Origin of the sequence: uncultured Amaricoccus sp., from assembly GCF_937891315.1 — a bacterium.
Lineage (GTDB): Bacteria > Pseudomonadota > Alphaproteobacteria > Rhodobacterales > Rhodobacteraceae > Amaricoccus.
Genome location: NZ_CALAGI010000153.1, coordinates 1 through 8,501, shown reverse-complemented (window position 1 = coordinate 8,501; position 8,501 = coordinate 1). Strand labels below are relative to the sequence as shown.

Below are 8,501 nucleotides of genomic sequence, written 5' to 3'. Positions count from 1 at the left end.
AGCTTGCTCCGGGCGCGCGGACCGCGGGCGCGCCACTGGCGCCCCCCAAGAGCGGCCCGCGAAGACATCTCGATCCGGACCCGTCAAACGGACCCGGTATCACCGCGGGCGACGCAAAGCACAGGCGGCCTTCGGCGATGGCGCGGGGTCAACGAGACAGGCTGAAACGAAAAAAGCGGCCTGCCTTGCGCAGACCGCCTTTCAACTGTTCCCCCCAAGACTTGGGCCAGCTTGGATCGGTCATTCATGAGCCCAGGTTGAACCGGTGCCGCGCGTGGGCTGACCTTGGTTCCCTGAATCCCCGCCTATCCTCCGCCGCCGGCAAATAACCAGTTTTGAGCGTGGAATGCAACGCGGAAATTCTCTGACTGCATAGCGGACCGTCGGATTCGCGGGATTGCGCGGGTCAAGGGCTTCGCCTAATCCTCGGACCTCCGCCGCCCGAAGTGAGTGATCCCCATGCGCCTGACCCGATATTTCCTGCCGGTGCTGCGGGAAACCCCCGCCGAGGCGCAGATCGCCAGCCACCGGCTGATGCTGCGCGCCGGCATGATCCGCCAGGCGAGCGCGGGCATCTATTCCTGGCTGCCGCTCGGCTTCAAGGTGCTGCGGCGGATCGAGCAGATCGTCCATGAGGAGCAGCAGCGCGCCGGCCACATCCCGCTCCTCATGCCCACCCTGCAATCCGCCGACCTCTGGCGCGAGAGCGGCCGCTACGACGACTACGGCGCCGAGATGCTGCGCATCAAGGACCGCCATCAGCGCGACATGCTCTATGGCCCGACCAACGAGGAGCTGATCACCGACATCTTCCGCTCGTCGGTTGGTTCCTACAAGGAGCTGCCGCTGACGCTCTACCACATCCAGTGGAAGTTCCGCGACGAGACCCGTCCGCGCTTCGGTGTCATGCGCGGCCGCGAGTTCCTGATGAAGGACGGCTACAATTTCGACCTGACGGTCGAAGACGCGCTGCATGCCTACAATCGCCACATGGTCAGCTATATCCGCACCTACGAGCGCATGGGCCTGAAGGCGATCCCGATGCGCGCCGACGGCGGCCCGATCGGCGGCGACCATACCCACGAATTCCTCGTCCTCGCCCCCACCGGCGAAAGCGCCGTCTTCTACGACCGCGCCGTCACCGACCTCACCCTCGGCGACCGTGCGATCGACTATGCCGATCGCGCCGCCGTCTCGGCGATCGTCGATACCTGGACCGCGCCCTATGCGCGAACCGACGAACGCCACGACCCGGACGCCTTCGCCGAGGTGCCGGAGGACCGCCGCGTCGAGGGCCGCGGCATCGAGGTCGGGCAGATCTTCTTCTTCGGCACCAAATATTCCGAGCCGATGAAGGCGGTGGTGGTGAACGAGGCCGGCGAGCGCGTCCCCGTCCAGATGGGCAGCCACGGCATCGGCGTCTCCCGCCTCGTCGGCGCCATCATCGAGGCCAGCCACGACGACAAGGGCATCATCTGGCCGGAGGGCGTGACCCCCTTCGGCGCCGGCATCGTCAACCTGCGCCAGGGCGACGCCGCCACCGACGCCGCCTGCGAGGGGCTCTATTCCGCGCTGACCGCCGCCGGCATCGACCCGCTCTATGACGACCGCGACGAGCGGGCGGGGGCGAAATTCGCGACGATGGACCTCATCGGCCTGCCATGGCGCCTCACCGTCGGCCCGCGCGGCCTCGCCGCCGGCAAGGTCGAACTCACCTCGCGCCGCACCGGCGAGAGCGAGGAACTGACCCCCGAGGCCGCGGTGGCACGGTTGCGCGCGATCTACGCCGACCGCTGACGCTTTGACACCATCCCGATGGTTTGCGGATGCACAAACCCGGCGGCCCTCCGACCGAAGCGGGCGTCCGATCCGCGAGTCCACGGCCCGGGAAGGCCGAGCCCCCCGCGATCGAGGTCGTCGAAGGCGCCCGCCCCGTCGGCGACGTCTGCTACTACACGGGCCAAGAGCACACTCCAGTCGGAAGGAGGCCGGGTCATCGAGACGGGCCGCCCATACATCCGAACGCGCACGATCAACCGCGCCTTTATTGTCTCGGCTGAAGGAGCAACGTGTTCAGATACTCTTGCGCGCGCACCGACGCTTGGGCGATCTGGCTGGTCGAGGGATTTGGCGGCGTGGAACTGAACCCGAACGTGATTTTGTTCGTGGTCACGTCGTCCAGGTTCCCAAGGGCGCCAATGGTACTTCCGGAGGCATAGTGCCACGCCGGACCGATTGATCCCAAGTTTCGTGTGACCTTGAGCGAGAATGAACCTCCAAACTTGTCGGTCGGACTGATCTTTCCTGTACTTATAGCGAGATCTACCAAATCTCCTATACCGAACGTTCCAGAAAACCTGGATCTGTTTCTAATGCAATCTCCGTATTCCGGGCTTTTTACTGTCAGACTACCGTAGTCGGAAGTGTCGTACGAGACCGTTCTGCTGAACGTTCTTTCAACCTCCCTTCCGAGCTTGGCACCGAGTGCCAATCCAAACGGATCGCCGTCGAAGGCCACCGCCGTCGGAATGATGTTCCCTGAACTATTTACGGTAAGCTCGAGGTTGGCAGCAACAGTAAGATCGGCCTTATCGAGAAACATACTGTGATGATAAGGTGAATCCCGACGCACGAGATCCATCAATTCGCACTGGATCTGGATGGTGATGTCCTGCGCGCTCGGGGCGGCATTGTCCCTGTCGCCCGCATAGGGGACATTGTATCGTGCGTTCGTGCAGCCAAGCAGTGCCAGTCCGAGCACCATGCCGGCCGCGCTGGAAAGACAGGTCATGATCGTGCTAGCTCTTGCACGGGCCGGGGAACCAAGACGCAAAGCCCTCGCCCTTGTCCCTCAGGGTCTTGTCGACAAAGGCGCATTCGGATTTCGTTAACTCGCCGCAGAAGTCCGCCCGCCCCGGACGCACCGAGATGCAGGCCCCGCCCACGGCGCCCTGCGGCGCCAGTTCGTTGAGCGAAGGGGTCGATCGGGCCAGATCGTAAAGTGAACGCAAGCCGTCGTCGTTCATTGCCATTTGTTCATCCCACCCAATAAATGAATCGGTCAATACTAGATAGTTAACGCCGTTTGGCGCCTCCGGTCAAGATTTCGGCAAATGTCGACGGTGGTGGCCGTGGAACGCACCCGCCCCCGAAACCGGGTTGACGTCGCGCAGATGCGCCATCAGGTTCCGGCCCGCAACGCCGAGGTGATGCTCTTGTCCGCGACTCCCGCCCCCTTCGCCGCCTTCGAATGGCTGATCGCCTGGCGCTATCTCCGCGCCCGCCGCAAGGAAGGCGGCATCTCGGTCATCGCCTGGTACGCCCTGATCGGGGTCATGCTCGGCGTCGCCACGCTGATCGTGGTGCAGGCGGTAATGATCGGATTCCGCGAGGAATTCGCCGAGCGGATCCTTGGCGCGAACGCCCATGTCACGGTCTATCAGACCGGCTTCGACGCCGAGGGGCGGCCTGACCGGCTGATCGTCGACTATGACGCGATGGTGGCCCGGCTGGCGGCGGTGCCGGGGGTGACCTCGGCCGCGCCGCTGATCCGGGGGCAGGTCATGGCCTCGGCCAATGGCCGCGCGGCGGGCGTCGAGGTGATCGGCATCCGGCCCGAGGATCTCGCGAAGATCCCGCTCGTCGCCAATCCCGAGACCTTCGCCGGCACGCTCGCCGATTTCCCCGGCGGCATCGCCATCGGCGTCGGCGTCGCCCGCGAACTCGGCGTCGGCGTCGGCGACGCGATCACCCTCATCTCGCCGGACGGCATGGACACGCCCTTCGGCACCCAGCCCCGGATCAGCGACTATACCATCGCTTACATCTTCGGCGTCGGCCGCTACGACATCGACCGCACGCGGGTCTACATGCCCTTCGACGAGGCGCGGAGCTATTTCAACCGCGAGGGCGGCGCCGACGAGATCGAGGTGATGCTGTCCAACCCCGACCGCGTCGAGGATCTCCGCCCCGCGCTGACCGAAGCCGCCGGCCCGCGCGGCCAGCTCTGGACCTGGCGCGAGGCTTCGGGCGCCTTTCTCTCGGCCCTCGATGTCGAGCGTCGGGTGATGTTCATCATCCTGTCGCTCGTGGTGCTGATCGCGGCGCTCAACATCATCTCGGGTCTGGTGATGCTGGTGAAGAACAAGGGCCGCGACATCGGCATCCTGCGCACCATGGGGCTGACCCGGGGTGCGATCATGCGGATCTTCTTTCTCTGCGGCTCGCTGATCGGCGTCGTCGGCACGCTGCTCGGCGTCATCCTCGGCTGCCTCTTCGCCTTCTTCATCCAGGACATCCAGGCGGTGGTGGAATGGATCTCGGGCGGCTCCGTCTGGAATCCCGAGATCCGCTATCTGACCGAGATCCCCGCGCGCCTCCGTCCCGGCGATGTCGCGGCGGTGGCCGGGATGGCGCTGCTGCTCTCCTTCGTCATCACGCTGATCCCGGCGCGCAACGCCGCCCGGCTCGATCCGGTGGAGGCGCTGCGCTATGAATGAGGCGCTGGGGATCGAGGCGGTTGGCAAGACCTACCATGACGGCGACCGCGCGGTGGTGGTGCTCGACGGCGCCAATCTCGCGATCGCCGAGGGCGAGATGGTGGCGCTGGTCGCGCCGTCCGGGACCGGCAAATCGACCCTCCTGCATATCGCGGGCCTGCTCGACACACCCACCGCCGGCGAGGTGCGGGTGGCGGGCCGCGCGGCCGGCGGGCTCGATGACGAGGGCCGAACGCGCCTCCGTCGCGACACGATCGGCTTTGTCTACCAGTTTCATCACCTGCTGCCGGAATTCACCGCGCTGGAGAATGTGTCGCTGCCGATGCGCGCGGCCGGGGTAGCGCGCCGGACGGCGGCGGCGCGGGCCGGCGACCTGCTGGCCTCGGTCGGGCTGGCGGCGCGGGTCGGGCATCGGCCGGCGGAACTGTCGGGCGGCGAGCAGCAGCGGGTCGCCTTTGCCCGGGCGCTGGCCAACGGCCCCCGGCTGCTGCTCGCGGACGAGCCGACCGGCAATCTCGATCCGGAAACTTCCGAGCGGGTGTTCGCGGTGCTGACGGATCTGGTGCGGAGCACGGGCCTCGCCGCGCTGATCGCGACGCACAATCTGGAGCTCGCCGGGCGGATGGACCGCGTGCTGCGCCTGCGCGACGGGCGGATCTTCGACGGTTAGGCGGCGGCCTCAGCCGCAGATGCCCTGCAGCGCGACCCAGTCCTGATCGGTCAGGGTCGCGGCGGCCTGCCCCGACGCCGGCACGAACCCCTGCGCCACCGGCGGCGCGGAAAGCGCGGCGGTCGCCGCCGCGCCCAGCGCCGGATCGGAGAGCTCACCGGTCAGGATGTAGCGCAGATTGGCGACCGGCCCGGCGGCGCGCATCAGGTCGCGCACCGGCCGGCCCGCCGGATCGGCGCCAAGCGCCGCGGTGATCCAGCCGACCAGTTCGTCCGGCGACCGCGCCGCGCCAAGGGCGGCGCGGTCGATCAGCACCGTCGGTCCGGGCAGCACCGCGACCGGCCCGGCCCCGCCGAGATCGAGCACCCGCAGCGGCGCGCCATCCGCCACCCCGTCGGAGAGATGCGCGAGCGCCCGCAGGCCGGCGGGCTCGGCGCAGAGCGCGCCCCGTGTATCCTGCAGGCCGATCAGCATGCGGTCGCCGAATTCCTCGGCCTGCTCGGGGGGCACCATGCGGATGGCGAGGTCCCGTGCGAGATCCGGCCCGTAGACCAGCGCCCCGGCGAGCGCGAGCGCCACGATGGCGAGGCCGACCGGGAACCGCGGCCGAGGCGTCGGCGTTCCGGGTGCCCCGCGATAGGCGCGCGACACCGCCGCGATCGCCGCGATCATCTCGGGATCGCGCAGCGTCAGCGTCTCGTCACCTTCGAGCGTCATCGAATAGACGGTGGCGCCATCAGCCGTCCTGCCCGTGGGTTGCGCCCCGGCCAGCGCCCAGTGGCCGAGCGGGCGGTCCGCGAGATCGGTCAGCACCAGCGTCGCACTGCCGAAGGAGACGACCACCTCGCGCGGCACGGCCTCCGCGCTCTCGCGCCAGAGGCCGAGCGCCTCCAGCCGGACATATTTCTCAAGCGCCGTCATGCGGCCAGACGCTCACCCATGCGACCGGAGGCGCGCAGGCCCCCAAATCGTCTCTAGCCGCGCGGAGCGCGCTTGTCATCAGTCCGCGGATCAACCCCCGGTATAACTTTTCTTGCCGCGGTCGCGTTCAGGGTTGAGCGCCGCGGCGTGCGTCACGGCGGCGGCGCCCACCCCGCCGCCAAGCGAAATTTTCCTTCGGAAATCGCTCGTCGCGGCGTCGCGGGATCACGTCGCGGCGATCGGACCATCGTCTGACGCCCGCCCGCAAAGCAGAATTGTATGTTGCGCCGCGGTAGGCTACGAATCAATTTTCGCGCAGTTTCGGGGGCCACCGCGGATGAAGAACTTCAAGAAGATCCTGATCGCAAACCGCGGAGAAATCGCCATCCGCGTTATGCGCGCTGCCAACGAAATGGGCAAGCGCACGGTCGCGATCTTCGCCGAGGAAGACAAGCTCAGCCTCCACCGCTTCAAGGCCGACGAAGCCTATCGCATCGGCGAGGGGCTCGGTCCGGTCGCCGCCTATCTCTCGATTCCCGAGATCATCCGCGTGGCCCGAATGGCCGGCGCCGATGCCATCCACCCCGGCTACGGCCTCCTGTCCGAGAACCCGGACCTGGTCGATGCCTGCGTCGCCGCCGGCATCACCTTCATCGGCCCGAAGGCCGAGACCATGCGCATGCTCGGCGACAAGGCCAGCGCCCGTCGCGTGGCGATCGAGGCGGGTGTGCCGGTGATCCCCGCGACCGAGGTCCTTCCCGACGACATGGCCGAAGTGCGCAAGATGGCCGAGCAGGTCGGCTATCCCTTCATGCTCAAGGCGAGCTGGGGCGGCGGCGGCCGCGGCATGCGCCCGATCATGGGGCCGGACGAACTCGAGGAAAAGGTGCTGGAGGGCCGCCGCGAGGCGATCAACGCCTTTGGCAACGGCGAGGGCTTCCTCGAAAAGATGATCCTCAACGCCCGCCATGTCGAGGTCCAGATCCTCGGCGACAAATACGGCGGCATGTACCACCTGTGGGAGCGCGACTGTTCGGTGCAGCGCCGCAATCAGAAGGTCGTGGAGCGCGCGCCCGCTCCGTATCTGACGCAGAAGGAGCGCGAGGAGATCTGCGAACTCGGCCGCAAGATCTGCGCCTTCGCCAACTACGAATGCGCCGGCACCGTCGAGTTCCTGATGGACCGCGACACCGGCAAGGCCTATTTCATCGAGGTCAATCCCCGCGTCCAGGTCGAGCATACCGTGACCGAGGAAGTGACCGGGATCGACATTGTCCGCGCGCAGATCCTGCTGGCCGAGGGCGCGACGATCGCCGAGGCGACGGGCGCCGCGACCCAGGCCGACGTGATCCTGAACGGCCACGCCATCCAGTGCCGCATCACCACCGAGGACCCGCAGAACAACTTCATCCCCGACTACGGCCGCATCACCGCCTACCGCGGCGCCACCGGCATGGGCATCCGTCTCGACGGCGGCACCGCCTACTCCGGCGCCGTCATCACCCGCTACTACGACTCGCTCTTGGAAAAGGTCACGGCGTGGGCGCCCACCCCCGAGATGGCGATCGCCCGCCTCGACCGCGCGCTGCGCGAGTTCCGCATCCGCGGCGTCTCGACCAACATCGCCTTCGTCGAGAACCTGCTCAAGCACCCGACCTTCCTCGACTACACCTATACGACCAAGTTCATCGACAACACGCCCGAGCTCTTCCACTTCAACGCCCGCCGCGACCGGGCGACGAAGATCCTCACCTACATCGCCGACATCTCGGTCAACGGCCACCCCGAGACCGCCGGCCGCCCGAAGCCCCCGGCCGAGGCCCGTGCCCCGCGCCCGCCCGTCGTCTCGACGGACCCGGCCCCCCCCGGCACCCGCCAGCTCCTCGAGGAGAAGGGCGCCCGGGGCGTCGCCGACTGGATGCTGGCGCAGGAACGCCTGCTCGTCACCGACACCACCATGCGCGACGGCCACCAGAGCCTCCTCGCCACGCGTATGCGTTCCCACGACATGGTCCGCGTCGCGCCGGCCTACGCCCACATGCTCCCCGGCCTGTTCTCGGTCGAGTGCTGGGGCGGGGCCACCTTCGACGTCGCCTACCGCTTCCTCCAGGAATGCCCATGGCAGCGTCTGCGCGACCTACGCGCCGCGATGCCGAACCTCCTGACCCAGATGCTGCTCCGCGCCTCCAACGGCGTCGGCTACACGAACTACCCCGACAACGTCGTCCAAGCCTTCGTCGCCCAGGCCGCCGCTTCCGGCATCGACGTATTCCGCGTCTTCGACTCGCTCAACTGGGTCGAGAACATGCGCGTCGCCATGGACGCCGTCATCGACTCCGGCAAGATCTGCGAAGCCGCGATCTGCTACACCGGCGACATCAACGACCCGTCCCGCGCCAAGTACGACCTGA

The 8,501-nt window shown here is 67.4% G+C and carries 7 protein-coding genes; 4 read left to right on the top strand and 3 right to left on the bottom strand.

The genetic code is table 11. The features are described from left to right. Positions 1–459 precede the first annotated feature (459 nt). The gene (proS, locus tag Q0480_RS14870; RefSeq protein ID WP_299134088.1) at positions 460–1,797 is read left to right on the top strand and encodes a proline--tRNA ligase; all 1,338 of its coding nucleotides are present in this window, start codon (positions 460–462) and stop codon (positions 1,795–1,797) included. A gap of 247 nt (positions 1,798–2,044) precedes the next feature. Here proS and Q0480_RS14865 read toward each other — a convergent pair whose 3' ends face one another. Together Q0480_RS14865 and Q0480_RS14860 are read right to left on the bottom strand one after the other, a co-directional pair. After that, a complete protein-coding gene (locus tag Q0480_RS14865) occupies positions 2,045–2,791 on the bottom strand; it encodes a hypothetical protein (protein WP_299134086.1) in 747 nt (248 codons plus the stop codon). 7 nt (positions 2,792–2,798) lie between these two features. Beyond that, positions 2,799–3,032 (bottom strand): hypothetical protein, encoded by a 234-nt coding sequence (locus Q0480_RS14860; protein ID WP_299134085.1) that lies wholly within the window; start codon positions 3,030–3,032, stop codon positions 2,799–2,801. A 183-nt stretch (positions 3,033–3,215) separates the two neighbouring features. Between Q0480_RS14860 and Q0480_RS14855 the strand changes: the two genes are divergently transcribed. After that, positions 3,216–4,499 carry a lipoprotein-releasing ABC transporter permease subunit gene (locus Q0480_RS14855; protein ID WP_299134089.1) on the top strand — a complete coding sequence of 428 codons (1,284 nt, stop codon included), beginning with the start codon at positions 3,216–3,218 and terminating at the stop codon, positions 4,497–4,499. Further along, a complete protein-coding gene (locus Q0480_RS14850; protein WP_299134084.1) occupies positions 4,492–5,169 on the top strand; it encodes an ABC transporter ATP-binding protein in 678 nt (225 codons plus the stop codon). The genes Q0480_RS14855 and Q0480_RS14850 overlap by 8 nt, the downstream gene beginning before the upstream one ends. A 9-nt stretch (positions 5,170–5,178) precedes the next feature. On the opposite strand, the gene Q0480_RS14845 is transcribed toward Q0480_RS14850, so the two are convergent. Next, positions 5,179–6,090 carry a hypothetical protein gene (locus tag Q0480_RS14845; protein WP_299134083.1) on the bottom strand — a complete coding sequence of 304 codons (912 nt, stop codon included), beginning with the start codon at positions 6,088–6,090 and terminating at the stop codon, positions 5,179–5,181. A 337-nt stretch (positions 6,091–6,427) separates the two neighbouring features. Between Q0480_RS14845 and Q0480_RS14840 the strand changes: the two genes are divergently transcribed. Continuing rightward, positions 6,428–8,501 (top strand): pyruvate carboxylase (locus tag Q0480_RS14840; RefSeq protein ID WP_299134081.1); only part of this gene is annotated, 2,074 nt, incomplete at its 3' end.

Coding starts and splice junctions, on each gene's coding strand:
- proS (WP_299134088.1), top strand. CDS start 460: ATGCGCCTGACCCGATATTTCCTGCCGGTGCTGCGGGAAACCCCCGCC.
- Q0480_RS14850 (WP_299134084.1), top strand. CDS start 4,492: ATGAATGAGGCGCTGGGGATCGAGGCGGTTGGCAAGACCTACCATGAC.
- Q0480_RS14865 (WP_299134086.1), bottom strand. CDS start 2,791: ATGACCTGTCTTTCCAGCGCGGCCGGCATGGTGCTCGGACTGGCACTG.
- Q0480_RS14860 (WP_299134085.1), bottom strand. CDS start 3,032: ATGGCAATGAACGACGACGGCTTGCGTTCACTTTACGATCTGGCCCGA.
- Q0480_RS14845 (WP_299134083.1), bottom strand. CDS start 6,090: ATGACGGCGCTTGAGAAATATGTCCGGCTGGAGGCGCTCGGCCTCTGG.